Here is a 25,456-nt window from a genome sequence, read left to right on the forward strand (position 1 = left end):
ACTCACCCCTGCGAGGTCTTTCCCCTCCCTGATCGGTCCTCCCCTCCGCCACCGTGCTCCACGACGCGCCCCTCTGTCCCAGGGGCGCCCGCAGACCACGGAGACGGACGAATGGACGACAAGACCGCCGGCCTTCCCCCACGCTTCCTGCGCACGCCGGAGGCGGCCCGCTTCCTCGGTCTGTCCGGCCGGACGATGGAAAAACACCGGCTCTACGGCACCGGCCCGCGCTACCGCAAGATCGGCGGCCGGGTGGTCTATGCCGTCGAGGACCTGAGGAGCTGGGCCGACCAGGGCCTGCGCACCTCCACCTCCGATCCGGGCACCGGTACCGTGCGCCCCGCCCGGCCGGCTCGCCGCTGAGGCCGCGCCATGGGCGGGGACTTCCCCACCGGCGACCGCCAGATGCAGCTCGACCTGTTCGTGGCGCTGCCCGGCGACATGGCGGTGCGCGACCAGCAGGACCTGATGGCGCATCCGTTCTTCTCGCTCGCCAAGACCAAGCGAACCGAGCCGATCGACTACGCCGCCGGCGACACCCGCATCCGCGTCGAGGGCACCGTCGAGCACGGCATCGCCACCATCTGGGACGCCGACGTGCTGATCTGGGCGGCCAGCCAGCTCGTTGAGGCGCGCGACGCCGGCCTGCGCACCGCCCGCCTGCTCAGCGCCACGCCGCATCAGATCCTCACCTTCACCGGCCGCGGCACCTCGCTGCGCGACTACCAACGCCTGCGCGCCGCGCTCGACCGGCTGCAGGCGACCACGGTGGTCACCAACCTGCGCCAGCCCGACCTGCGGCGCCGGCATCGCTTCTCCTGGATCAACGAGTGGAAGGAGCGCACCGACGCCGCCGGCCGGCCGCTGGGGCTGGAGCTGATCCTGCCGGACTGGTTCTACCAGGGCGTCCTCGCCGACGCCTTCGTGCTGACCATCGAGCGGGACTATTTCGGCCTGACCGGCGGCATCGAACGCTGGCTGTACCGGCTCGCCCGCAAGCACGCCGGCCGCCAGGCCGAGGGCTGGGCCTTCGACTTCCGCCACCTGCACGCCAAGTCGGGCAGCCTTGCCCGCTTCGCCAACTTCGCCATCGACCTGCGCACCGTCGCCCGGCGCCAGCGGCTGCCCGGCTACCGGCTGGCCGTCGAGCGCCGGCCGGACGGCGGCGAACGGCTGCGCTTTGCGCCGCAGACTTATCCACAGACACGGGGGATAAACCGGTGACACCGCTCGTGCTATCGGGTGTGCAAACGCTCGTGCCATCAGGTGCACGGCACCCGTGCTATCGGGTGCACGAACACCCTGCAAGCCCTTGGTATACCGGGCCGATTCGCGCCCTTAACTTATCTAACAAAGAATCTAACGAGTCTTTGTTGATGGGCCGCGGGGAGGACGGGGAAAACCGGTCCGGTGCCGCGGTGCGGGGAGCGGCGCCATGATCGTGGCGCTTGTGAACCAAACCCGGGGGGCCGGGCGGACGACGCTGGCGGTGCACCTCGCTGGCGAGTTGGCCCTGCAAGGCAGGCGGGTGGCGGTGCTCGACACCGACCTGCGCTCCGGTGCCCTGGAGTGGGCCGACTGCCGGCGGCGCAACGGTCTGCCGGCGCTGTTCGAGACCATCGGCATCGCCAGCCCGGACCTGCGTTGCGGCGTCTGGGGCCTGCACGCCGGCTTCGACCACGTGATCATCGACACCCCGGCGGCGTCCACCACGGCCCTGCGCGCGGCGCTGCTGGCGGCGGACACCGTGCTGGTGCCGACCCATCCCGAACGGGACGCCGTGGGGCGCTGCGCCGCCACCTTGCAGCTGGTGGTCGAGGCGCTGGCGGCCGAGCCGGCCCTGACGGCGTCGATGGTCCTGACGCAGGCCCCCGCGGGCCTGGAGATCGAGCCGGGCACCGAAATGACCGTCTGCGGCCTGCGTCTGCCCGTGGCCGCCGCGGTGGTGGGTGAGCGGATGAGCTTCGCCATGAGCCGGAGCACCGGGCTGCTGGTGCAGGAGATCGACTTTGTCGGGCCGGCCGAGGTCGATGTCCGGCGGCTGGCCGGTGAGGTATTCGGTCACGGCCGGGCGGGGGAAACGGGCTGAGCGGGTTGGGGTCCGGGACCGGGCGTGGCATGGCGCAGGAACGGCGGCAAAGACAGGCGATCGGCGGCCATGGGGAAGAATAGGTATCGGTGGTTTGGGAATTAAGAAGGACCATTCAGCAAGATAAAAGAGCGTTTACACCGTCGTTTCGTCCCGTTCCAGATCAACCGCTTATCTGTATTCCGGAGTTGCTTGGGAATGCAGACGTATTCACCGCATCGACTGCCATAATCCGTCCGAGATGTTGAGACAGAGCGGCGCAAGGCTCAACGATGATCGTGCCGGATTTGTATCCGGTGATCTATGGGGTGGAGCATGGGAAGGCGGTTCGGCCTGTTCGGCGGCATCCTCGACAACGACGGCTTCAAGGCGCGCATGAAGGCGCTAGCCGACCGTGGCCGCCGCCTTGCCCGCGCCTACACCCGCCGGCCGATGCAGAAGGTCCGCGTCAAGGGGGCACCGCCGCAGGCCGGCCCCCACGCCCGCCCGGTGATGGTCAAGGTGCTCTACCACGACCGCGCCCGCGGCGCCTACCCGAACACCGTTTCGGCACTGGCCAACTACCTCGCCAAGGAGGGGCCGCTGTTCGACCGCGATCGGCTCGGCATCGACAAGCAGGACATCGTGGACGCGTGGTCGGCCGACCGCCGGGTGTTCCACCTCATCGTCAGCCCGAACGACGGGCACCGCATCGACGACATGGTCTCCTACGGCCGCGACGTCGTTGCCGCCTGGGAGCGCCGGGTCGGCCCGCTGGAGTGGGTGGCCTCGGTCGAGCGCAAGCCCGACATGGCGCATCCCGACGGCAACCAGCACCTGCACATCATGGTGCGCGGCGTCCAGCACGACCGCGACCTCCACCTCGACCCGGACGTCGTCTCGCGCTGGCTGCGCCATTATGCCGTCGAGGTGACCACCGACCGCCTCGGCTACATGACCGAGCGTGAGCGCCGCGACTTCGAGCGCCAGCTCGTCGAGATGCAGCGGCTGCGCGAGCAGCAGCGGGACCGCGAGGACGGGCGCGACGACCTCCGCGATCTGGGAGGGCGCGAGCTGTGATGCCGTACCTCCTTCGTTTCGGAGCCCTGCTGCTGGTCTGGTTCGCGGCGGTGTTCGCCATCACCGAGCTGACCGGCTGGCTGTTCGCCTGGCCGGCCGTCTTCGGCGGGTGGCGCGCCGGTCCCATCGCCCTGTACTGGCCCGGCCAGTTCCTCGGCTGGCGCGGGCTGCTGGCCCCCGGCCACCGCTGGATCGTCGATGGCGCCGCCGTGGTGTCGGGGCTCTGCGCGCTGGCGCTGGCCGCCCGCGTCGTCCTCGACCTGCGGGGGACCCGCCGGCCGGGCTTCGGCGCCGGCCGCTGGGCCGACCGCGCCGCCGTGCGCCGCAGCGGCCTGCTGGACGGGGGACGGCGATGACCGACCGTTCCTCCGTCATCCTCGGCGCCTGGGGCCGCGACCTGCTGCACGAGCGCACCATGCAGCCGGTGCTGGTGATCGGTCCGACCGGCTCGGGCAAGACCACCACCACCGTGCACCCGACGCTGCTGGCGGCCTGGGACGAGAGCGCGGTGGTCTGGGACTTCAAGGGCTCGGTCACCGAGGACACCAGCCGCGCCCGCACCCGCTTCGGTGACGTCATCGTCCTCGACCTCGCCCGCGCGGGCGGCCCCCGCTACAACCCGCTGGTGGCGGTGCGGCCGGAGCCATACCTCGTCCCCGACTGCCAGCACGCTGCCCGCGTCCTCACCGAGGGCGAGCAGGAGGGCCACTGGCGCAACGCCGCCTTCTCCTACCTCACCGGCGTCTTCGTCTACCTGCTCACATCGGCGGCCGACGGCGAGAAGTCGCTGGCGGGTGCGCGCCGGCACATCCTGCTCGGTGACGACGGGCTCAAGCTGATGCTGGCCGAGGGGGTCCACCCGACCGCCCAGCGCGCCGCCCAGGAGCTGTGGGACAAGAGCCTGGCGCTCGCCGAGGAGCGCGGCTCCGGCGAGGGCGAGGGGAAGGGGCGGCCGGGCGGCGGCTCCACCCCGCCCGACAAAAGCCTGCACTACCGCAAGTCGGTTTACGTCACCGCGTCGGTGCTGCTCGCCGAGTTCGAGGATTCCGTCCTGGAGGAGCAGACCGCCGCCAGCGACTTCTCAATCGCCGACCTCGTGGCGGGCGAGCGGCCGGTCACCCTCTACATCGTCGCCCGCCCGCTCGACGCCCGCCGCCTGCGCCGGGTGTTCAAGCTGATCCTGACGCAGATGGTGGACTTCCTCACCATCGACCGCGCCCTGGCCGACGACGGCCGGGCGCGGCGCTGGCGGCTGCTGGTGGTGCTCGACGAGTTCCTGCAATTTCACCTCCGCGAGGCGGCGGAGTGGATCAAGTACGTCCGCGAGTACGGCATCCGCCTGCTGCTGCTGGCCCAGAGCCTGTGGGAGGTGGAGGAGGAGTACGGCCGCGGCCTCACCGCCAACTGCCGGCTGGTGGTCTTCCGTCCCAACTCGTCGGACGAGGCCGAGCGGATCAGCCGGATGGTCGGCGAGGCCATCGAGGAGGTGCCGACCCGCTCGACCTCCAAGGGGCTGTTCGACCTCTTCCCCACCGTCAGCCGCGGCGTGCGGGTGGACCGCCGGCCGGTGATGCCGATGCACGAGGCGCTGGAGATGGGCGGGGACGAGCTGATCGTCTTCGGCTACGGCAAGCCGATCCGCGCCACCCGCCTGCACCCCTACGCCGATCCGCGCTGGCGCCCGCTTTACGGCCGCGCCGCGGCGGCCTGGACTTCCAACCCCGACGCCAACCGCTGGTTCGGCGCCGCCGGCCCGGCCCCCGAGGGCCGCGTGCCCATGGTGCCCGACACGCCCGCGGCTCCCCGGCGTTCCGGCAAACCCCCGAGGGTCTGGACATGACGGACACCCCCGATACCGCCGGCACCCGCCCGGTTTCCGCCCGCGTGCCGGCGCTGCTGGCCGACCAGATCGCCCTGGTCCAGGCCCGCCAGGGGTTGCGCACGCTGAGCGACGCGGTGATCCACGTGCTCGACAAGGGGCTCGACGCCATCGCCAACGAGCGGGCGAAGACCGAGCGGCTGGAGGCGACCGTCGCCCGCATCGACGATCTGCTGATCACCGTGGTCGCGGTGCTCAACCTCGTGCACGACCTCGACCCGGCGGCGGTGGCCGAGACCAAGGCGGCCGTTCAGCAGCAGCTCGGCCATCCCCGGCGCACCGTGCCCAGCGTGCGCGACGGCTTCCACCCGAAGGAGGCCGGGTCATGACCGAGCTGGTGGCGATCGACGGGCCGGCACGGCGCGAGATGCTGCTGGTCGCCCTGCGCCGGCTGATGGACGGGCTGTTCGGCGACCTGCTGTCCCGCGAGGACGTCGCCAACGTCCTGGTGCTGCCGCCCCTGCGCGGGCAGGGCACCTGCCGGGTGCTGGTCAAGAACGGGCCGTCGCCGGAGTTCGTGCGCGAGGTCGACCCCGATCAGGTCCGCCGCTTCCTGGCCTACGTCGCCGGCTTTGCGCGCAAGGAGTTGCGCCGCGACCGGCCGACCCTCGACGTCACCCTGCCGGAGAGCGGCGAGCGCATCCACGCCGACGTCGAGCCGGTCACCACCGGCCCGGCCTGCTCGATCCGCAAGCCCTACCGCGGCCGCATCACGCTCGACGACTGGGTGCGCTCCGGCGCCGCGACAACAGTCCAGGCGCGAACGCTCCGCCGGCTGATCGACGGGCGCCGCACCGTGGTGATCGCCGGCGACGTCGACACCGGCAAGACCACGCTGCTGCGCGCCTGCCTGGAGGAAGCCGCCTTCCGCACCGGGCTGCCGGCGGTGTTGCAGGACCCCTATGAGTTCGAGCCGCCGTGCCCACACGCCTACGCCATGGTCGCCGACCCCTGGGCCGACCCGCCGGTGACCCTGGAGACGCTGGTCGCCAACGCCCTGCGCGTGCCGATGACGCATCTGGTCCTGGGCGAGGTGCGCCGGGCCGAGGCGCGGCAGATGGTGGTGGGCTGGACCACCGGGCACCCGGGGCTGTGCACCGTGCACGCCGGCTCGGCCTGGGACGCCCTCGACCGCATCGCCCAGATGGTCGGCCTCGGCGGCGTCGTCATGGACGCCCTGCAGATGCGCTGGATCGCCAAGGCCGTGCACGCGGTGGTGCATCTCGCCCGCCGCCCCGACGGGCGCCGCTTCGTGAACGAGATCGTCCGGGTTGAGCGCTTCGATCCGGAGCGGGGATTCGTCCTCCACCCGCTGGGGGCGGGGGACCCTGACGATGGGGGTGAGCATGCGGAGCAACGGTAACGCGCGCCGGGCGACCGCCCTGGCGCTGATGCTGGCCTGGACGGCGATGCCGGCGCACGCGCAGGTGATCGCCAACCTCGGCGCCGAGCTGCTGTCCTGGCAGGCGGTGTTCGACACCAACTTCGTGCCGATCGCGGTGACCGCCGGGCTGCTGCTGGCGCTGGTGGCCGCGATGTTCTCCCGCATCGCCGGGGTGGTGGTGTTCGTCTTCACCGTGGCGGGGGCCGCCGCCTACGGGGCGCGCGACGCCATCATCGCGCTGGCGGGGGGCTGAGCGTTGGAATCCCCGCTGCCGTCTCCGCCCATCCCCGACGGCTGGGAGAAGCCGGTGCGCCGCACCTCGGTGCGGCCGACCAAGATGCCGCTCGGCGTACCGATGGAATTGCTGGCCATCGCCGTCTGGCTGGCCGCCGAGCTGTGGCTGGCGCTGGGCGCCATCCCACAGGCGGTGGCGGGGTTCCTGCTGGTCTTCCTGACGGCGCGGTATCTCACCCGCCGCGATCCCTGGTGGCTGGAGATCGTCCGCCAGACCGCCGCGGCCTGGCTGCTGCGGGCGCTGCGCACCCGCGGCCGCTCGCTGTCCTTCTCGTCCTACCGCGCCCCGAGGTGAGGCATGCTCGACCTGACCGCTTTCGACGACGGCTTCGATTCCCTGTCCCGGCATCTGCCCTGGGACTGCTTCGTCTGGCCCGGCGTGGTGCTGCTGGAGGAGGACGGCGCGCTGATGGCGGTGGTGGAGTACGGCGGGCGCGACCAGGACGGCCAGGACCCGGCCGAGCGGATGCAGACGGCGCTCGCCGCCGGCAACGTGCTGTACCCCTTCACCGGCGGCTGGACCTTCCATTTCGAGATGCAGCGGCGGGAAGCCGGCGGTTATCCGCGTTCCACCGGGACGCACCCGGTGTCAGAGCTGATCGACCGGGAGCGGCGTGACCGTGTCGACGAGGCCGGCCGGCAACTGCGCACCCGCACCTTCGTGGCGATCACCTACATGCCGTCGCGGCCCACCACCCGCACGGTGGCGTCCTGGTTCACCCGCAACCCGCCCGAGCGTGCCCGGCCGGACGTGATGCGCGACCATGTCGAGCCGTTCCGCCAACTGGTGCTCCAGTTTGCCAGCCTGCTCGGCCGCGCCGTCGGCTGGGCCAGGATGCTGGACGACGACGGCGTGCAGACCCTGCTGCACAACTGCGCCTCGCCTCTGTACCAGCGGCACGTCACCGCCCCTGACATCCCCGGCTTTCCGATCAAGGCCAACCTCCTGGACGTCGGCTTCAAGCCCGGTTCGTTCCCGGCCTGGAGCAACGGCGGGGCCGAGTGGCCGGTCCGCCTGATCGGCATCGGCGGCTATCCCAAGGTCAGCCACCCCGGCCTGCTCAACCTGCTGGACAAGCTGCCCTTTCCGTTCCGCTGGTCGGTGCGTTTCGAGGCGATGGACCACGTCCAGGCACGCGGCGTCTTCGCCGCGCTGTGGCGCAAGCACGACGACACCGCCTACGACTGGCGCTCGGTTCTGCTGCGCGCGGTCGGCGGCTACGCCGCCCTGCGTCACGACCCGGTCGGCGTCATGGAAGCGCTGGAGGCCGAGGCCGCCCGGCTGGAGGCCGAGCAGGCCGGCTCCAGCTCGGGCTGGATGACGCCCACCGCGGTGCTGTGGGGCCGCTCGGTCGAAGAGGTCGAAGAGCGCCGCGACGAGTTGGTCAAGGCGCTGCGCACCCTGGGCTTCACCGCGATCGAGGAGAGCTGGGGGGCGGAGCGGGCGTGGTACGGCACACTGCCCGGCCATGTCCGCCCCAATCCCCGCAAGGTGCCGCTGACCCAGCTCCAGCTTGCGGATTTCCTCATCCTGTCGTCGGCCTGGGGCGGGCCGGAGCGCAACCCGCACCTCAAATGCGATCCGCTGATGCAGGTCGAGGCCGAGGGCGGAACTCCGTTGATGATCGATATTCACCAGGGCCAGGACGGGGCGGCGCTGGTGATCGGCCCGCCGCGCACCGGCAAGTCCACCGTGCTCGCCTTCATGGGACACCAGTTCCTCGCCCGTGTTCCACAGGGACGTGTCGTCTGGATCGACGTGGACGCCACCGAGAGCACGTCGCTGGTGGCGACTTGGGCGGCCGGCGGCGAGTTCCTCTCCATGGGCTCCGGCGACGCAGCATTGGGCGACCTCGCCTTGCAGCCGCTGGCCGATGTCGACACCCCCAACGGCTTTGCCTGGGGCCACGGCTTCGTCATGGACCTGCTGCGCCTTCAGGGCGTGCTGGCGCCGGGCAACCTGTCGGCGGCGCAAGCCGGCGACGCGGTGGATGCGGCGCTGCACCTGCTGGCCGTCTCGCCGCCGGCCGAACGCACGTTGTCGCATCTCGCCCATCTGGTGCAGGACAACATCGTCCGCATCGCGCTGGAGCCTTATTGCCGCGGCGGCCCGTATGGCGACCTCGTCGATGCCGCCGAGGACCGTTTCCTCGGCTCCGCCTGGACCACGGTGGACATCGGCGCGCTGATCGACCGCGGCCCCGGCGCCGCCCCGGTGATCAAGGCGCTGTTCCGCCGCTTCTACCGGCTGTTCGAGGACGGGCGGCCGACCCTGTTCCTGGTCGACGAGGCCTTCAAGGCGCTCAAGCACCAACCGGCCGAGCTGGACGAGCTGCGCCGGCGCGGGCCGAAGAAGAACGTCGCCCTGGTGCTCGCCACCCACCAGCTCGACGACATCGAGGGCTCGGCCATCGCGGCGATGCTCAAGACCATCCAGGTCCTGGTGCTGCTCGCCGACCCCAACGCCGCCAAGCGGAGCATCCTGCGCGACTGGGGGCTGAACGCCACCCAGGCCGCTCAGGTCGCCCGCGCCATGCCGCGCCGTGACCTCTTCTTCAAGACCCCCGAGGGCAGCCGGCTCGGCCAGCTCTCCCTCGACCCCACCGCCCTGGCGGTCTGCGGCTGCGGCGGGGCCGCCCACAAGCGCCGGGCCTTCGAACTGAGGGCCGACGTCGGGCCGCAGCGTTTCGCCGCGGCATGGCTGCGCCGCCAGGGCCTGACCGAGGCCGCCGACACCCTGGAGACACCCCATGAAGGAGGACCATCATGAAGACGCGCTGGATGCGCACCTCCACGGCCATGGCCGTGGTTCTTGCCGTCACCGTCAGTTCACCGCCTCCGGCCCACGCCTTCCTGGGCGGGCTGCTCAACAGCTTCTTCGGCGGTGGTGGCGGAGGAGGCTGCTTTTCCGAACAGGGCGACGGGCTGTTCGGCACCGCGCTATCCGCCGCTGCCGGTTATGTCACCGGCGGCCCGGTCGGTGCTGCCGTGGGGGCCGGCTCCAGTCTGACCGGGAATGGCGGCGCCCAGGCGCGCGGCTGCCCGATCGTCGAGAGCAAGCCGCTGATGGTCGAGGGTATGGTCCAGCGCCAGGAGGTCGAGATCATCGCCCAGACCGCGCACATGCTGACCCAGATCGACAACATGATCCGCATGCGTGCCCTGTCCGACCTGGACAGCGGTGCCACGGTGGCTGTCCGCCTCGGCGAGGTTCACCGCGCCGCCGGTCTGGTGGACCGGGTGCTGTGGAGCCTGGACGGCGTCGGGCGGCAGTTCGCCGACCTCTACCCCGATGCCCTTCCCGAGGGGATGAGCGCCGCGGCCCTGGCGGAGCACCAGGCCGAACAGGCGCGGCTGGCCCGCGATGCCAGCCGGGCCAGCAAGCTGGTCTCGGCTGAGGTGATGACCGGCATCGAGGACTACCCGGCCCGCGCCCGCGCGCTGATGGCAGCGCTGAAGGCGTGCGACGGCCAGACCTGCGCCATCGACGCCGGCACCCAGGCGACGCTGCTCACCGCCGAGGTCGCCGGCCAGCTCCTGATGATGCAGGCCGCCCACCACCGGGCGGCGGAAGCCCGGCTCGACTACGAACAGGCCGCCGTCGAGCGTGCCCGCCAGCACACGCGCCTCAGCTGGCAGGGCCTTGACACCTACGGCGCACCGGGGAGCTGAGCCATGCCCCTCCGCCGCATCCTGATCGCTCTCGGCGTCATGCTGCTGGTCGGCATCGCCGCCGCCGTCGCTCTCGTGCTCTACGCCCGCAGCCAGGAGGAGGAGGGGCTGACCCCGCTGGAGCGGCTGGAACGCAGCAACCCGGCCTGGGAAGGCATCGGCCGCTACCAGACGCCGGTGCCGGCCCGCCCTGAGCGGGAGTGATCTGCCATGGACGTCAGCGGTCTGTCGATTGCCCTGCACCAGCTCACCGCCGCCGTGGTCACCGGCCTCGGCCTGCTCGGGCCGGACGCCCACGCCGCGCTGCGGATGCTGATGACGCTGTCCTACACCCTGGCCTTGCTGCTCTGGCTGTTCGAGGGCAAGCCGGCGGTGCACGGCCCCTTCCTGCGCATGCTGCTGAAATTCGCCGCCATCGGCGCCCTCGTCGACTGGTTCCCCGCCGGTTCCGCCGCTCTGATGCGGGCGGCGGCCGACCAGGGACTGAGCCTCGGCTCCGGCGGCGGCATGTCGCTGGACGACCCCGGCGCCATCGCCCATCTCGGCATCCAGGCGGTGATCCCGCTGATGCTGCGCGTCAAGGAGATGCTGGGGCCGGTCGATTTCTTCCTGAACTTCGTCGAGATCGTCATCTTCCTGCTGGCAGCATTGGTGGTGATCGTCAGCTTCGGCATCCTGGCGATCCAGGTGTTCCTCGCCTTCCTGGAATACCGCCTGCTCTCGCTCGCCGCCTATCTGGCGATTCCCTTCGCGGTGCTGGGGCCGACCAGCTTCATCGCCGAGCGCGCCATCGGCTACATCGCCGCCTCCGCGCTGAAGCTGCTGGTGCTCGGCTGCATCATCGCCATCTGCGGCGCCACCCTGACCAGCCTGAATTTCCAGGGCACACCGACCCTGGCCCAGGCCTTCGGCGTGGCGGTGCTGGCCGCCGCCATCTTCGTGCTGGCGATCAAGGCGCCGCGTGCCGCCGCCGGTCTGGTCAACGGCGGGCCGGTGATGGACGGCATCACCGCGCTGGCCGCGCTGTGGACCGCCGGCTGGGTCGGCATGCGCAGCATGGCCGGTGCGGCGGCCGCCACCACCGGGGCGCCCGGCAGCCTCGCCGTCGGCGCGTCGGCGCTGTGGAGCGGCCTGCGTCATGTGACGACGGGTGCAACAGCGTCCGTCGGCAGCACCGGCAGGACCGGTGGCGGCGTTGGTGGCGGGACCAGCGGTGATTCCGCCGGCACCTCGGCCGGGCGCCGCTACCCGGCCGGCCGCTTCGGTGGATCCCGGTCCCCGGCCCCGCGCGGCAGCGGCTGGGACAAGCCGATGACCGACGCCCAGCGTGGCGAACTCGACCGCCTCGCCGCCGGCCGGCCCGTCGATCCCACCCTCACTCGCGGGCAGGCCAGCCGGCTCATCGAACGCTGGGGCGGTGAGGAGTCGTGGCTGCGCCGCTCCGCCTCCAACGCCACCGAACGGCCGCAGGACCCGCCGGGCCAGACGCCCGGATCGGATCGCCGCGCCGCCGACAAGGAGACCGACCCGTCATGAAGGAGCGCGTCGTCAACGTCTACGACCCGCCGCCGGCAGCCGTGCCCGACAGTGCGAAGTACCTCGCCGCCATGACCTACCGCGCCAGCCGCGAGGCCAAGGCGCTGCGGTTGAAACGCTGGACCTTCGCCCTGGCCGTGCTCGGCCTGTCCTGGGGTTCGCTGATGACCTGGGACAACCTGCGCATCGCCGACAAGCTGGTGGAGATCGCCAAGTTCAAGCCGGTCTACCGCGTCGAGCAGGCGATGGACGGCCACCAGCGCCTCGTGCTGCTCGACAACACCATCACCGTGACCAAGGGTGCCCGGCTCAACGCCGTCCAGTGGTTCGTGCGCTGGCAGCGCCAGATCGGTACCGACCCGGTGATGTTGGCCAGGGACCGCGCCGCCGCCCGCGCCCGGCTGACCGGTGGCGCCGAGCGCAAATGGGACGCCCTGCTGGCCGCCGACCTCGCCCCGGCCGAGGGCTGGACCCGCGACGTCGCCGACATCCGCGTCCAGGAGCGCGAGGCCGACCCGAAGACCGGCACCTCGGCCTTCTACGTGGTGTGGACCGAGACGGTCTACCGGGACTTGAAGCCGCGCGGGAAGACCTTGATGAGTGCCGCCGTGGTGACCGTGGACGGCCCCTCGCGCGACGGCGCGCTCGACGGCGTCTCGATCTCCGGCTTTTCCGAGCCGAGCGGCACGCCGCTGAAGGCCGAGGCCAGGGAACCGGCCAAGGCCCACCCAATGCCCCCGTCCGAGACGACCGAGCCCCAGCCATGAGACTTCCCGTTCCCCTGCTGGCGGTGTCCCTGCTCGCCGCCTGCGCCACCGACGCGCCGCCCGCCCCGTCGGCAGGAGCAGCACCGCAGCGCCCCTACACCCTGGCCGACCTGCATATCCCGCCGACGGCGATGGAGCGGGAGCCGAGGGAGACGGCGGGACCGCGGCCGTCGCGGGCACAGACCCGCAGCTGGGTTGGGCAGGCCAACGAGGCGGCGCTCGACCTGCCGACGCTGACCTGCTTCAAGGGCAAGAGCTGCGAATACTGGTACCAGCCGGACCTGCAGTACCTCGTCTACATGGCCGAGGGCAACCAGACGCTGGTCTGCCTGAAGCCGGGCGAGGTGGTGCGCGACATCGTCGCCCCCGGCGCCCAGGTGTGGATTCCCCACCAGCCCTACAGCTTCGGCAAGGGCGCGCAGCGCACCGAGTGCATCGCCTTCATGCCGCGCCGCGCCGGCCTCAACCAGCAGATCTCCCTCTTCACCAGCGAGCGGAAATACGACCTCAACGTTGAGACGCACCGGCAGGTCCACCATGTCGAGGTCCGCTGGCGCTATCCCGAGGACTATCTCGCCACGCTGAACGGTCAGGTCACCGTCCGTCCTGCCGCGGTGGAAAGCGACCGGCGCGACCGCACCACCGAGCTGGCCTACCGCGACCGACGCTGCACCTACGCGCTGGACGGCGACACGCCGGAGTGGCGGCCGGTGCCGACCCCCGACGGCCAGCCGCCGGTGTGCGACGACGGCGAGGTGACGGTGATCAACTTCACCCCCGGCGCGCTCGGCGCCTACGGGGCGCCGATCCTCTGGCGCATCGGCGCCGACGGCACCCGCATCCCCGTCCAGTACGGCCGGATGAACGCCACCTACCGCGTCGCCGGCATTCACGACCACCTGCTGCTCGCCATCGGCGCGCAGGAGGTGCACATCCGGAGGACCCGCCCGTGACATCGGTTAACGACACCCCGCCGCCGCTGCCGCCTGATCCGCTGGCCCGTCACCGGGTGATCACCTCCGGTCCGCACGTCGTCCGCATCCTGCTGGTGTTGGCCGCCGTGATCGGGCTGGGGCTTGCCGCCTACATGCTGGGCCGCAGCCAGGGAGCGGGAAGCTTGCCGAAGCTGTCGGTCGCTCTCGGCCCGACCCAGCCGGAGCTGCGGCTGCCCAGCTACGAGGACATGGCGCCCAAGCCGGAGCCAGCCCCGCCACCGGCACCCCGCATCGAGAAGAAGGAACCGCCTCCGCCAGCACGGACGCAGGCCAAGGCGCCACCGAAGGAGGACGAGCTGCGCAAGAAGGCGATGGAGGCCGGCGTCGGCGGCTGGAGCCGCAAGGAAGAGGGCACCAGCGTTGCCTCCGCCGCTCAGGCCGGGGCGTCGGACTTCGCCGCTACCGGGTCCGATTGCCTCGTGCCGCCGGGCACGCCGATTCCCTTGCTGACGGTGAACCGGGTGGTGACCGAGCGCGGCGGGATCGTCACCGCGCGGGTGACGCAGGACGTCTGGGACGCCGGCTTCTCCTGTCTGGCGGTGCCGGCCGGTTCGGTGGTGACGCTGGACGTGGGGAGCGGCGTCACCAAGGGGCAAAAGCGCATCGAGGTGGCCAACCCGGTGATCACCCGGCCCTGGCCGCGTAACGACACGGTGCGCGTGGCGGCGATCGGAGGGGACGCCACCGGTGCGGCGGGGTTGGCCGGGGCGGTGCAGGTGCAGTGGCTCCAGACCGGGCTGCTGATCGCCGCCAGCACCGCGGTGGATGTCGCGGCGGCGGCGTTGACCGGCGGCGGCAGCCTGATCGGCGGCATCCTCGGGCACGGCATCGACCGCCCGCTCGACAAGGCGGCCAAGGACCTGCTCGACCGGGCGCCCGTCATTACGCTGGACGCCGGCGAGCCGGTGCTGCTGTTGCTGCGAAGTGGCCTGAATGCCGACGATTTCTGGCGGACTCACTGAGTAAGCATTCCTACATATGTTTTATGTGTAGAGTCTCTCTGGTTTTTCAGTCGGCATCCTGGTCAAGACGTCTCAACGCTCTGTCGTGTGGCACAACCACTGCCCTGCTGCACCCAAGTTGGGTCTACGCTATCAGTCCCCAGCCGATTGCACGGCCAACCATTCCGAGAATGAAGTTGATACGCTCGTGCTGTCGGTGAAAGTTTCCAGCTCTTTGGAAAATGCAGCCCTGCGACGCGGTGACGCAGGCTAAACAAAGAAGATAGAAAGAAAAAATAATTACTGGATCGTGGACTTGTAACGCTCCTGAAAATTATGGAAACAATCACTAAACCTATAACGGTTCAAACATTTCACATCGAATACAAACGTATGGGAGAAGTCATAGATAAAAACGGTTTGACTCCCTTTCTGGATAGTCCTTAATTTTTTTCAAATCTGGATCTCCGTAGCGGAACCGTCGGAATGCATACTGTTCGCGGTGGGGTAGACGTGCGGGTCGCGGTAGGCGTCGATGGCGCCAACCTGGAACGCCATCTGACTGCCGCGGTGCAGGCGTTGGGCGGCGTGGATGTGGGAGAAGCCAGCAGCAAGACGCTGGTGCTGCTCGGGAACGATCTGTCCGGGGTCGCCGCCCTGGCGGAGGAGACAGGCCGTCGGGTGATTGCCGGCGTCGCCCTGTCGGGCGGACCAGCACGACCGGTGGGGCTGGAGGCGGTGGTCGGCGCCGCGGAGGAGCCTCAGGCACTTGCCGAAGCGGTCGCCGCGGCCATCGTCGCCGGGGGCGATTCGGGTGGCTATCTGATCGATTGGGAAGCGCCTTCGCCGGTGGAGTTCCGGGCACTGGTCGGCGCGCTGCTGGATGCGCTGGGAGCGGAACGGTGCCGGCCCGCAGCGGGCGTCGTCTCCCACCTCGCGGTGTTCGGCCGCACCGATGCCGACGGGCAGAGCTTCCGCGAGCTGTGGGCGGTCTTCGCCCCCGACAACCCGGCCGACGAGGATGAACTGGTGCGGTTGCTCGATCGCGCCGGCACCACGCCCCTGCGCGACCGTCTGTCCACAAGGTTGGGGCCGTTGGCGCACGCCAACCTTCTGCCGCCGGAGCTGCCGCTGTGTCTCGTGGTGATCAGCCGCCGTCAGAGCGAGGAGCCGCGATGGCTGGCCGAGGCCCGGCTTGCCCACCCCGTGCGGATCCGCTTTCTCGGCCGGACCGATCTGGAACGGCGGCTTCAGGAACGGCCGGTGCTGCTGCGCCGCTTCTTTTCGCCTGCCGCGGTGGCGCTGAAGCGGCAGCTTGGCGAGCGCACCCGCGCCTTCGAGGAGGCGGAGGCCCGCCGCAAGGAAGCCCAGCGCATGCTAGAGGCGCTGAAGCGCGAACAGCGCGCGCGGGCACGCGCCGAACGCGATGCAGTCTGGCGCGAACTGTCCTGGCGCATCGCCCACAAGATCGGCAACCCCACCGCCACCATTGACCTGATCGAAGGCAATCTGCGCCCCTACGTGACCGACCCGGCGGGCGTCGAGTGCCTGGACGACCTCGCCACCTGCGTGACCCGCATCACCCAGCTTCTGCACGAGCTGCGCGACTACGCCGCTGCAACCGGTATCCAGCTCGTCATGACGCCGACCCAGCGCCTGCACGCCATGATCGGCGATGCCACCCGGCTCTTCGCGCAGCGCGGCGGACACGCCACGGTGCGTGAAACGCCACCCAACGGTGCCGTCTTGCTCGATGAAGAGAAGATGAGGCAGGTTTTCGACGAGCTGTTCAAGAATGCCGAATACTGGGCGGCCAACAGTGGGCGCACGCCACACATAACCGTCCGCTACGAGGTTTCGATCACCGACACTGGAACGCAAGACCATTCAAGCGCTGCGCCGCATACGCTAACAGTGGTGGTGAAGGATAATGGCCCCGGCATTCGCCCTGACATGAAGGAGCGGATCTTCACCCCGTATGTGACGACGCGCAAGGAGGGCAGCGGGCATGGGCTCGCCATTGCGCGGACGATCGTGGAGAACCATGGCGGCGACATCGTCGAAGTCGGAATAGTTGGCGACGGCGCTACCTTCCGCCTGACCCTACCGTTGTTCGAGGAGATTGCTTGATGCGCATCCTGATCGTCGACGACGAGGGGGGTCAGGCAAGGCAAGTGGCGAATGCCCTGCGCGAAGTGCTACCAGACGCCGAGTTCGTCGTGTGCCATGACGAGGCTAGCGCGGAAGCCGCCATCGCTGCACAGTCCTTCGATGCCGCCATCCTCGATCTCCTGCTGCAAGAGGAGCCAACACTTGAGCAACAGAAGGATTTGGCCCCTCCCGATCTTGGTGCTTTCGAGGGAATCCGACTTGCTACAGCCCTTGCTAAAAAGCACCCTCGATGCAAAGCCGTTATCGTCAGTGCAAGTAAAATCATTGCAAAGGGACTGCTAGTAAATTTACCGAAAACATTGAGCAATATTGTTGACGTTATTGACAAAAATCTTAAATCAATTCATGGGGGTTATAGCTATAGAGACTATCTAAGATTCAGAATTGCCACGATTCAGCGTGATTTATCGGAGTCCGGAAGATGATCGAAAGAATGGAATTTCCAAAGAACGCCAATGTGTTAATTGTAGACGACGAAGAAAAATTCTGCAAACACTTGCAAACAGCTCTCATTCAATGTGGAAGGAAACACAAAATTGTTATATCGTCAGAGTATTGCTTGAATTTTAAAGACGGATGGGATAAAATAGAATCAGATTCAGAAAAATACAACGCTATAATTGTCGACAAAAATTTGGAAAAGACAGAAAATCCCAGAAGCGGATTATCTCCTATTCTTATTCTTAAAGCGGCATTTGCAAATAGTTCAATAAAATGCTTCTATATCTCTAGTGAGCTTGGTTTCGCAGGGAATGGCCAAATTCAGCACCCTGCCGATTATACTGCATGGTTGTTAAAGAAACTTCTTAGGATAAATGTAAATTTTTGGAAAATGCAAAAAGACCGAGAACTTGTAGAAGATATAGTTTCAGAATTGTCGAGAGATGAATAAATTGCCACATCCAAATGAAAATCTCGAGAAATGGCAGAAAATTCATCTGCTCCCATTGACCTTCCCCGACATCCGCCGAGAAGCGGGCAAGCTGACCAGCGAAAGCCTGTTCCTTCGTGAGGGTGGCCGTGAGGTAGATCGCATCATGGCAGCCATCCAGGGAAGCGCGCGGACGATGGCGATCTTCCCCCCAGGACAGGGCACCTCGACCATCCTGGGGGAGGTGATCCGCCGCGCGCGTACGTCGTCGGTTCGAGTTCAGGGGTTGTTCGTTGTGCTTGATCCGGTTGCCTGTTGCGACGCGGACGATTTCCGGGAGGAGATGGAAAGGCGCATCCGGGAGGCGATCTTCGAGCAACTTCTGATGGGGTACTGGGACGAGGCATTCTACGGAACCCGCCGGCAGAAGCTGTTCCAACTCTTCAACGCGCCTAACGAGACGCCGCTGATCGACCTTCGCTACCAATTGCAGCAGAGCGACCTTACCGCAGTACAAGCGGGACGGGTTAAACTGACGGCGATCTCGGATAGCTATGCAAATCGGTTGGCCGAACTCTACGCCACGCTCTACACCCAGATCGGGTTGTCGACGACGCTGATCATGGATTTCCCATACCGGGCAGACGAAGATGTCGTCTCCACCGCATTCCGCGAAGTGAAATGGTTTGACGAGAATGACAAAGGGGATGGTTTCCCGGTCGCTGCCTTCTCCGAAGCCTATTTCCTGACGAGAGAGCAGGCCGATATCGCCTATACCGTCTGGCAGCGCGACTATAATACGGTGGAGTTCCCGCCATACAACGAGGCCGAGGTCTTCGCAATCCTGGCCGCCCATTTCCGGCCGAAATCGGGCGGGCGGGAGGTTCCCCTCGGTGCCGTCTTCTCCCAGGACTTCGTCAAACGCGCATGGGCTGAAGGACGCCCTCTGGAAGAAATGATCGAGGCTATCCGCAAGGACATGCTGCACGCCTTGGACATCGATCCGGGGCGCATCCAGTACATGCTTGTACCACGCGATTGATTCGGGGAGCTGGACGATGGGGTTCACCTGCAAAGATGTGATCGATCAGGCGGAAATCCTGTTCGCCCACACCGCCGCCTACAACCTGCCGGCGGCCTTCGCCAACCGGTTCGACTCACGCAGCCAGCTCAAGCAGTCGCTGCAACAGTCCATCGAAAACAAGCAGATCGCGCTGATTGCCGACATGCTGGGTACCGGAAAGACCTTCCTGGTCGAGATGGTCATCTCTGAAATGACGGAGATGAAGGAAACCCAGCTTCTCCTGTGCGGGCGGAACAAGACCGAAGCGATGCTTGCATCGGCGCGCAGCGGCGGTGCGGTGTTCGTCGATGAATGGGACATCAAGGCCAACCCGAAGGCTTTCGAGAAGGGGCTGATCTGGCTGGAGGAGTACTTCAACGCCGAAAGCCACCCGGCTGTCCTGATCGGCGACTACACCCTGCGCTCGCCCTGGGTGAGAAAGCGGCTGGAGGCGCTGGGAGTGGTGAGCGACATCCCCATGGAGCCGTTGAGCCAGCCCTTCTTCGAACTGGCCATGCGCCAGCGCCTGTGGTTCGCCTTCAAGGCGCGGTACGGTGCCGACTCCTCTTACGAGACGGTATCGAAGGAGGACGCGGCCTTCATCGACCGCGACGTTCTCGACTGCGTGGTGCCGCCATGGCAGGCCACCAACGCCACGTTCCGGGAGGTGTTCCGCACCCTGACCGAACTCGGCCATCACATCCCGGTGACCGATGCCCCGGCCCGGATCGGACCGGACGAAGCCATCAGGTGGCTGGCCGGGCAGGCAGGAAAGAAGCTGACTGACACGCAGCAGGGCTGCCTGGATGCCTTGGTCGCGCATCTACGTCCCCGGTTCCGCGAGGGCGACCGCCAGATCGCGCCGTGGTCGCTCGACGATCTTGCCGCCATCGTCGGCGGTCGGCCCGACGACGCCTTCATGGCCGATGTGGTGGAACCGCTCGCCCGCATCGGCATCATCTCTTCCATCGGCACGCCCGAGGTGCGCGACGACGGCAGCTACATCCGCCGTCCTCCGCCCTACCTGCCCGGCATCTTCACCCGCATGCAGGCGATGTTCGGAGACCGGTCATGACCACGTTGCGCCCGGTGGACGTTTTGGTCGCCGCCGCCGCCCTGTTCGGTGGCCGCACCCTGGACGACATCGACTTCAAGATCCGCGCCTTCGACGTTCTGTCGCGGCTGGCACCGCGCGAGGGAGAGGACGGGTTCGACCGTTTCGACCTGTTGGCAGCGGTCGAGGATTTCGCCGGTGCCCGGCCGGACGCGGAGATTCTGCGTTTAGTTCGCGACCTCCAGATGTTCGAGAGGCGGGACGACGGCACCTTCCGCCGCCGGGACCGCATCTTTCTCGCGGATCTGGTGGAGGCGGGAGCAGGCGATTCCAACCGGCATACGACTCCGTCCCTGCTGATCGACGTTCAAGAGCAATTGGGCGGCCGGGTTTCGCCAGGTGTCGTGGCGGCAATGGCGACTTTGCGGCAGGCTTGGTCGAACGTTCTGGATGTCGAGCGGGCAACCGAAAGGAGCGGCCTGCCTTGTCCGCCTCCATTCTGGCGGGTCGACGCCGATGGTGGTCTTGCCCTGTTCAGCGCTTATCCGTCGTCGACTGCTGCCGCCGACCAGTTCTCTTTGTTCGCGGAGGCACCCCTGCTGGTGCCAACTCTCAACTGCCCGGCATGGCGCGAAGGGCTGGCGACGGCCGAAGCGCTGCTCGAACGCTGCCTTCAATACATTGTGCCCGATGGTCACCGCCACGGCTACTCCGGCGCCCTGTGCGTACCCGACGATGATGATTATCCGGGCGGTACTCTGCCCACGGTTCCGACTAACGCACTCTTCGTCATCGCGCTGCGTCTTTCTGCTACGGCCCGCATTGTCGGTGGCCTGGAACCGAACGTGATGCTTTCCGCCGCGGTGCCCGGCTGCGTCCGCTTCCTGCTGACGATGCAGCTGGAGAGCGGGGCATGGAGCATTCACCGCTACATCCCAGGGGCATTCTCTGGCCTTGACTACCGTTTCTTGCCCGATCCCTATTTCACTGCGATCACCGTCACGGCGCTGAAGATTGCCCAACCGGTGCTGGACAACGACCTGAAGGCCGCCAGTCACGACGCGCTCCACCGCTGCGCCGGTTTCATCCTCGCCGAAGCCAGGGACGAGGGCGAGGACGGGCTCGCCTGGCATGACCGGTTCGAGGAAACCGGGCAGCTCAGCGTCTACGCGACGCTCCAGGCGGCGATGAGCCTGCTGAAGATCGGGAATGTGGTGGGCGACGACGGAGCGTTGCGCGACGCCGCTTTTCGCGGGTTGGCCTGGGCCGAACGGCACTGGCGGGTCGGGCGCGAGGGCAAGCAGAACATCGATCAGGTCAAGCTGCGCGCCCCCACCGCCACCGGGCCGGCCCAGATCAACATGACCTGGGAACAGCCGGGCCACGCCAAGGCGGTGTCCGCCTTCATCGAGGCATTCCTCGATTTCGGCTATACGCCCGCCCCGGCGACCTGGAGCCGGATCGAGGAGGCGGTCGCCGTCCTGCTGGGTGAGGCGCGCGACGGCTTCTGGACCGATTTCTACATGCCCGACAAGCGTCAGTCGTCCAACACCGCAACCTGCGCCATGACGCTGGCGCGCTACATCGCCGCGGTCGGGCGCCTGGCCGGCTTTTCGGCCGCCGCCGGCTGATGGTGGAAACGGACCAAAATGCCATGGGCGGCGAGCGGGTCATCGCCATCGCCAATTTCGGCGAGCTGTTCGAGGATCCCGATGCGCCCGCATCCGTACTGGGCGAGGCGGACGGCGTTCCGCTCGGCCATGCCGCCGGGCACAAGGCCGGGTGGTGGCCGGAGGAGGACGGCTTTCTCCTGATCGCACCCACCTCGCTCGACCTGCCGCCGGTACCGGCGGGTATCCGGAAGGAACCCGCTGAGCGGCTGGTGGTCCCGGATGCCGACGGTCGGACGGCGGCGCGGCTGTTGGAAGATGCGCGATTGTGGAGCCGCGTACGCCGTTTCGTACAGGAGGCCAGACGGGTCCGACTGCTCGCGACCGTCAACAGCGCCGGCCTGCGCCGGATGGCCGACCGGCTCGCCACCGCGGCGGGCTTGGAGGTCGTGGGCGTGCCGGATTGCCCGCCGGGGCTGGTCCGCTATTGGAACACCAAGATCGGCGGGCGTGACCTGCTGCGCGGAGTGCCGGCGGCGGCTGCGTTGGTCCCCGATGCGGTGGTGTGCCATACCCCGCTCCATGCGGAGGCGATGCTGGCGGGTCACCCGGCGTCCGAGCGGTACGTGCTCAAAGCCAACATGGGGGCCGGCGGATCGGGGATCCTCTGGGTCACCGGCGGGGAAACCGGGCTGGCCGCCCGGCTGACTCGACCGGACCATACCACCGGCGCCGGCAAGAACGGCCTCTGGCCGTTGCCGCTGGACGAGCCGCTTCTGCTGGAGGTCGGCATCGGCGACCCGCGGCGCAACCGTTCGCTGACTGCGGACTTTACCGTGATGCCCGGCGGCACGGTGGCGTTCGAGGGAGCCGCCTTGCAGGTGCTTGACGACTTCACCCGCTACCGTGGGATCGCATGGTCTCCGGGTGCGGTGGCGCCTGCGGTGCTGGCGTCCGTCGCGTCGGTCGGAACCGCCGTCGGCCGCGCCATGGCCCGCCGCGGCTTCTCCGGCCCGTTCAATCTGGACTTCATCCTGCCGCCGGAAGGCAGGCTGGCCCTGGCGGAGATCAACGTTCGCCGCTCCGCTCCGCTGGACCAGCACCTGGCCATGAGGCGGCTGTTCGGACCCGACTGGCCGGACCGGGTGGCGATGCGGTCCTGGGAATGCCTTGCAGGAGCCGACCCGACTACGGTTGCCGCAGCCGGACTCGCCTTCGACGGCCGCGCCGGCGTGTTGCTGCTGGGGCCGCGGTATGGAAATGGCAGCGCCACAATGGCGGTCGCGCCCGACGCGGCAGGCCTGGACCGGCTGGTGGCAAGCTGCCATGACCTCAAGCCCTGACTCTCAGCCCGACGTCGCGGCGCTGGCGCGGCGGATGGTCCGACTGATGCGGCGCTTCCGCCAGGATCATCCGTTGTCCGCCAAGCATTGGCCGGCCGGCATCTACATGCTGCCGATCCGTCTCGACGGACGCCCGGCGGCCAAGACCCTGGTCTGGTACGAAACCGAGGGGTGCCAATGGTCGATCAAGAGCGGCTGCACCATGTGCAACTTCGGCCAGGCGGCGACCCGCCCCAGCGATGACGATGTGGTGCGCTCCTTCAAGGAGCAGATCGATCGCCTGGATCCCGGAACGCGCTACCTGCATCTGGGACCCGGCGGGTCGTTCCTCGACTGGCATGAACTGAATCCCGACGCCCGGCGGACCATCTACGGCGAACTTCACCGCCTGCGCTTTCTGGAGGGGGTGGGGATCGAATGCCGGGCGGAGCTGGTGACGCCGGAGTATATCGCCGAGGCGCTGGCGTGGCTGCCCTCCACCGTGCGGGAGTTCACAACCGGCATCGGGCTTGAGAGTGCCGACGACCTCGTCCGGCTGGTCGCGGTGAACAAGAAGGTGCCACGCAAGCGGCTGGAGCGGGCGTTCGAGATCATCCGCGGCAGCAGCGACCCCACGCGGCGGATCGTCTTCGATCTGTATGTCCTGCTGAAACCGCCGTTCCTCAGCGAACGGGAGGCGATCGACGACGCGGTGCGGTCCATCGACTGGGCGTTCGACCGGGGTGCCGACACCGTCTCGGTGTTCCTGTCCTCGATCAAGGAGAACACCCTCTGCGACTTCCTCCACCGGCAGGACGGGTTCGTCCGTCCGCTGCGGTATGCGACGGCCTATTACCACAGTGCGTTCGAGGTGCTGCGGATGCTGGCGCCGTCGCGCGCGGCGCGGACCCTGTTCATGGGGATCACCTCCGGCATCCCGGCGCATGGCCGGCCGCGATCCTGCCCGCTGTGTGACCACATCCTGTCCGGCGCGCTGGTCGCCCACAACTTCTCCCGCGATCCGGCCCTCTTGGATGTGGCGGCAGCCGTCCGCTGTGACTGCCGCGACAAATGGCTGGCGGAACTCGCCGAGGAACATCCACCCCTGAGCACCCGCCTGCCGCGGGATCTTGACCTAGTCGAAAAGGCTTTGACATGCGCGGCCCGCCCGTCGTCGCCGGACTGACCGCCGGGCGGACCCAGGACGGTCGGCCGCACATCGACGGGGCCGCCTGTCTGGTTCATGGCGAGCGAGCGTGGGCCATCGCCGAAGAGCGGCTGCCCCGGCGCAAGAATGCTGGAGGGGCGGAGCGGGCGTTGTCCGCGGTGCTGGCCGCCGCCGGCATGGAATTGCCGGACATCGACCTGTTCGTGCTGTCCACCTGCGGCGAGCCGGTCCCGTCGCCGGGAGCCCCGGCGTTCCTGCGCACCGACGGACGCTGGAGCCTGCAGGATTTGGGAATCCCGCCGGACCGGATCGTCTGGTGCCCGTCGCACCATCTGTCGCACGCGTTGCACGCGGCCCATGCAACGAACGCCCGGCAGGCCCTGGTCTGCGTTTTCGACAAGGAGGGAAACACGGGGGAGCGCAACAGCTACTACCTCGCCGGCGGGGGCAGTCTGCGCCTCGTCCAAAGCGACACGGCGGCAGCGGCCCGCGGCGGGATCGGCGCGGCCTATGCGCTGGCGACAGAGGCGATCGGCTGGTGCGGCGATACCGAAGCGGGCAAGACGATGGCGCTGGCAGCCTATGGCCGGGCTGGCGCCGACCCCCGGTTGCTGCTTGCCGATGCACCGTCGGGCGCCATCGTCGCGGGTGGCGGGCCACTGCCCCATCCCGTGACCTTCCGCCAGCGCGCCGATCTGGCGGCCACGGTTCAAGCGCAGATGGAGGCGGCGGTGGTCGCCACGGTCGAGCGGCTGCTGGCGAGGTACCCGGTTCCGCAGCTCTGCGTGGCGGGTGGCGTGGGAACCAACTGCCGGCTGCTGGGTGCGCTGGCCGGCGCGATGCCAGAACTGGCCGTGCGCGCTCCGTACGCTCCCGGCGACACCGGGCAGGCGATCGGAAACGCGCTTTACGGCCTTGCCCTGCTCGGCGCCGAGGCGCCGGAAATGCTGCGCCAACCTTTTCTCGGCGTGGAGGAGGATCGCGGAGTCGTTGCGGAGCGGGCGGTCAGGCGGCTGGGGCAACCGCTGGCTTGCGGCTTCGACGCGCTGGAGATGGCCGCCCGGCGGCTCGCCGGCGGTGCGATTGTCGCCGTTTTCACCGGCAGATCGGAGTTCGGCCCGCGCGCCCTGGGCCACCGGTCTATCCTGTGCCATCCCGGCGACGCCGCGTCGCTTCACCGGCTTGGCGCATCGATCAAGCGCAGAGGCTGGTTCCGGCCCTTCGGCATCGTCGGACCGGCCCACCGGGTTGCCGAAGCCTGTCCGCACGCGCGCCTGTCCCGGCATATGGAGATCGCGGGACCTGTCGGCGGACCCTGGCGCGAGCGGTTGCGTCCCGTCCTTCACATCGACGGAACCTGCCGGTTCCAGGCGGTCGCCGCCGACGATCCGCTCGGCCCCCTTCTGGAGCGGTTCGAGGCGACCGCGAACGTGCCCTTCCTCGCGAACACGTCGCTCAACCGCGCCGGTGAGCCCCTGGCGGAGACCATCGAGGACGCCATCGACATCGTTCTGGCCACCGGCATCGACCTTCTTCTGACCGACTCCGGCCTGTTCGCCGGCTCCCCCCCCCGATGACGC

The 25,456-nt window shown here is 68.4% G+C and carries 26 protein-coding genes; all 26 read left to right on the plus strand.

The window, feature by feature from the left end:
* Positions 1 to 111: 111 nt before the first annotated feature.
* The gene (locus AZOLI_RS08770; RefSeq protein ID WP_014248259.1) at positions 112 to 363 is read left to right on the plus strand and encodes a helix-turn-helix transcriptional regulator; all 252 of its coding nucleotides are present in this window, start codon (positions 112 to 114) and stop codon (positions 361 to 363) included.
* 9 nt (positions 364 to 372) lie between these two features.
* Positions 373 to 1,224 (plus strand): replication initiator protein A, encoded by an 852-nt coding sequence (locus tag AZOLI_RS08775; protein ID WP_014248260.1) that lies wholly within the window; start codon positions 373 to 375, stop codon positions 1,222 to 1,224.
* A gap of 211 nt (positions 1,225 to 1,435) precedes the next feature.
* On the plus strand, positions 1,436 to 2,089 hold the full coding sequence (locus AZOLI_RS08780) for a division plane positioning ATPase MipZ (RefSeq protein ID WP_014248261.1): 654 nt from the start codon (positions 1,436 to 1,438) through the stop codon (positions 2,087 to 2,089).
* Between the two features lie 315 nt (positions 2,090 to 2,404).
* Positions 2,405 to 3,148 (plus strand): hypothetical protein, encoded by a 744-nt coding sequence (locus AZOLI_RS08785; RefSeq protein WP_014248262.1) that lies wholly within the window; start codon positions 2,405 to 2,407, stop codon positions 3,146 to 3,148.
* Positions 3,148 to 3,504 carry a hypothetical protein gene (locus AZOLI_RS08790; RefSeq protein ID WP_044549901.1) on the plus strand — a complete coding sequence of 119 codons (357 nt, stop codon included), beginning with the start codon at positions 3,148 to 3,150 and terminating at the stop codon, positions 3,502 to 3,504. Before AZOLI_RS08785 ends, AZOLI_RS08790 begins: the two co-directional genes overlap by 1 nt.
* The gene (locus AZOLI_RS08795) at positions 3,501 to 4,988 is read left to right on the plus strand and encodes a type IV secretory system conjugative DNA transfer family protein (RefSeq protein ID WP_044549904.1); all 1,488 of its coding nucleotides are present in this window, start codon (positions 3,501 to 3,503) and stop codon (positions 4,986 to 4,988) included. The genes AZOLI_RS08790 and AZOLI_RS08795 overlap by 4 nt, the downstream gene beginning before the upstream one ends.
* Positions 4,985 to 5,356, plus strand: a complete 372-nt coding sequence (locus AZOLI_RS08800; protein WP_014248263.1) for a hypothetical protein — start codon at positions 4,985 to 4,987, stop codon at positions 5,354 to 5,356. The genes AZOLI_RS08795 and AZOLI_RS08800 overlap by 4 nt, the downstream gene beginning before the upstream one ends.
* Complete coding sequence (locus AZOLI_RS08805) at positions 5,353 to 6,390, plus strand: ATPase, T2SS/T4P/T4SS family (protein WP_014248264.1); 1,038 nt, start codon at positions 5,353 to 5,355, stop codon at positions 6,388 to 6,390. The genes AZOLI_RS08800 and AZOLI_RS08805 overlap by 4 nt, the downstream gene beginning before the upstream one ends.
* Positions 6,374 to 6,664 carry a hypothetical protein gene (locus tag AZOLI_RS08810; RefSeq protein ID WP_044549907.1) on the plus strand — a complete coding sequence of 97 codons (291 nt, stop codon included), beginning with the start codon at positions 6,374 to 6,376 and terminating at the stop codon, positions 6,662 to 6,664. The genes AZOLI_RS08805 and AZOLI_RS08810 overlap by 17 nt, the downstream gene beginning before the upstream one ends.
* A 3-nt stretch (positions 6,665 to 6,667) precedes the next feature.
* On the plus strand, positions 6,668 to 7,000 hold the full coding sequence (locus AZOLI_RS08815) for a VirB3 family type IV secretion system protein (RefSeq protein ID WP_014248266.1): 333 nt from the start codon (positions 6,668 to 6,670) through the stop codon (positions 6,998 to 7,000).
* Between the two features lie 3 nt (positions 7,001 to 7,003).
* On the plus strand, positions 7,004 to 9,475 hold the full coding sequence (locus AZOLI_RS08820) for a conjugal transfer protein TrbE-like (protein WP_014248267.1): 2,472 nt from the start codon (positions 7,004 to 7,006) through the stop codon (positions 9,473 to 9,475).
* On the plus strand, positions 9,472 to 10,377 hold the full coding sequence (locus tag AZOLI_RS08825) for a hypothetical protein (protein WP_014248268.1): 906 nt from the start codon (positions 9,472 to 9,474) through the stop codon (positions 10,375 to 10,377). The genes AZOLI_RS08820 and AZOLI_RS08825 overlap by 4 nt, the downstream gene beginning before the upstream one ends.
* 3 nt (positions 10,378 to 10,380) lie before the next feature.
* On the plus strand, positions 10,381 to 10,581 hold the full coding sequence (locus AZOLI_RS08830) for a hypothetical protein (protein ID WP_014248269.1): 201 nt from the start codon (positions 10,381 to 10,383) through the stop codon (positions 10,579 to 10,581).
* 6 nt (positions 10,582 to 10,587) lie between these two features.
* Positions 10,588 to 11,913 carry a type IV secretion system protein gene (locus tag AZOLI_RS08835; RefSeq protein WP_014248270.1) on the plus strand — a complete coding sequence of 442 codons (1,326 nt, stop codon included), beginning with the start codon at positions 10,588 to 10,590 and terminating at the stop codon, positions 11,911 to 11,913.
* On the plus strand, positions 11,910 to 12,680 hold the full coding sequence (locus tag AZOLI_RS08840; protein WP_014248271.1) for a hypothetical protein: 771 nt from the start codon (positions 11,910 to 11,912) through the stop codon (positions 12,678 to 12,680). Before AZOLI_RS08835 ends, AZOLI_RS08840 begins: the two co-directional genes overlap by 4 nt.
* Positions 12,677 to 13,633 carry a TrbG/VirB9 family P-type conjugative transfer protein gene (locus AZOLI_RS08845; protein ID WP_014248272.1) on the plus strand — a complete coding sequence of 319 codons (957 nt, stop codon included), beginning with the start codon at positions 12,677 to 12,679 and terminating at the stop codon, positions 13,631 to 13,633. The genes AZOLI_RS08840 and AZOLI_RS08845 overlap by 4 nt, the downstream gene beginning before the upstream one ends.
* Positions 13,630 to 14,637, plus strand: coding sequence for a TrbI/VirB10 family protein (locus AZOLI_RS08850; RefSeq protein ID WP_014248273.1), 1,008 nt, complete (start codon positions 13,630 to 13,632; stop codon positions 14,635 to 14,637). Before AZOLI_RS08845 ends, AZOLI_RS08850 begins: the two co-directional genes overlap by 4 nt.
* A gap of 465 nt (positions 14,638 to 15,102) precedes the next feature.
* Positions 15,103 to 16,746 carry a sensor histidine kinase gene (locus AZOLI_RS08855; protein WP_085938458.1) on the plus strand — a complete coding sequence of 548 codons (1,644 nt, stop codon included), beginning with the start codon at positions 15,103 to 15,105 and terminating at the stop codon, positions 16,744 to 16,746.
* Complete coding sequence (locus AZOLI_RS32410) at positions 16,746 to 17,213, plus strand: hypothetical protein (RefSeq protein ID WP_162488037.1); 468 nt, start codon at positions 16,746 to 16,748, stop codon at positions 17,211 to 17,213. Before AZOLI_RS08855 ends, AZOLI_RS32410 begins: the two co-directional genes overlap by 1 nt.
* Positions 17,210 to 17,680 carry a hypothetical protein gene (locus tag AZOLI_RS32415; RefSeq protein WP_162488038.1) on the plus strand — a complete coding sequence of 157 codons (471 nt, stop codon included), beginning with the start codon at positions 17,210 to 17,212 and terminating at the stop codon, positions 17,678 to 17,680. The genes AZOLI_RS32410 and AZOLI_RS32415 overlap by 4 nt, the downstream gene beginning before the upstream one ends.
* Positions 17,673 to 18,701 carry a hypothetical protein gene (locus AZOLI_RS08865; RefSeq protein ID WP_162488039.1) on the plus strand — a complete coding sequence of 343 codons (1,029 nt, stop codon included), beginning with the start codon at positions 17,673 to 17,675 and terminating at the stop codon, positions 18,699 to 18,701. The genes AZOLI_RS32415 and AZOLI_RS08865 overlap by 8 nt, the downstream gene beginning before the upstream one ends.
* Before the next feature lie 16 nt (positions 18,702 to 18,717).
* Positions 18,718 to 19,797, plus strand: coding sequence for a hypothetical protein (locus tag AZOLI_RS08870; protein ID WP_014248277.1), 1,080 nt, complete (start codon positions 18,718 to 18,720; stop codon positions 19,795 to 19,797).
* Entirely contained in the window at positions 19,794 to 21,407 is a 1,614-nt protein-coding gene (locus AZOLI_RS08875; protein ID WP_014248278.1) for a hypothetical protein, read from the plus strand. Before AZOLI_RS08870 ends, AZOLI_RS08875 begins: the two co-directional genes overlap by 4 nt.
* A 23-nt stretch (positions 21,408 to 21,430) precedes the next feature.
* The gene (locus tag AZOLI_RS08880) at positions 21,431 to 22,729 is read left to right on the plus strand and encodes a hypothetical protein (RefSeq protein WP_044549916.1); all 1,299 of its coding nucleotides are present in this window, start codon (positions 21,431 to 21,433) and stop codon (positions 22,727 to 22,729) included.
* Entirely contained in the window at positions 22,713 to 23,894 is a 1,182-nt protein-coding gene (locus AZOLI_RS08885) for a hypothetical protein (protein WP_014248280.1), read from the plus strand. The genes AZOLI_RS08880 and AZOLI_RS08885 overlap by 17 nt, the downstream gene beginning before the upstream one ends.
* Positions 23,864 to 25,453 (plus strand): carbamoyltransferase C-terminal domain-containing protein, encoded by a 1,590-nt coding sequence (locus AZOLI_RS08890; protein ID WP_014248281.1) that lies wholly within the window; start codon positions 23,864 to 23,866, stop codon positions 25,451 to 25,453. Before AZOLI_RS08885 ends, AZOLI_RS08890 begins: the two co-directional genes overlap by 31 nt.
* Positions 25,454 to 25,456: the final 3 nt, after the last annotated feature.

Source organism: Azospirillum lipoferum 4B (assembly GCF_000283655.1).
Classification (GTDB): domain Bacteria; phylum Pseudomonadota; class Alphaproteobacteria; order Azospirillales; family Azospirillaceae; genus Azospirillum; species Azospirillum lipoferum_C.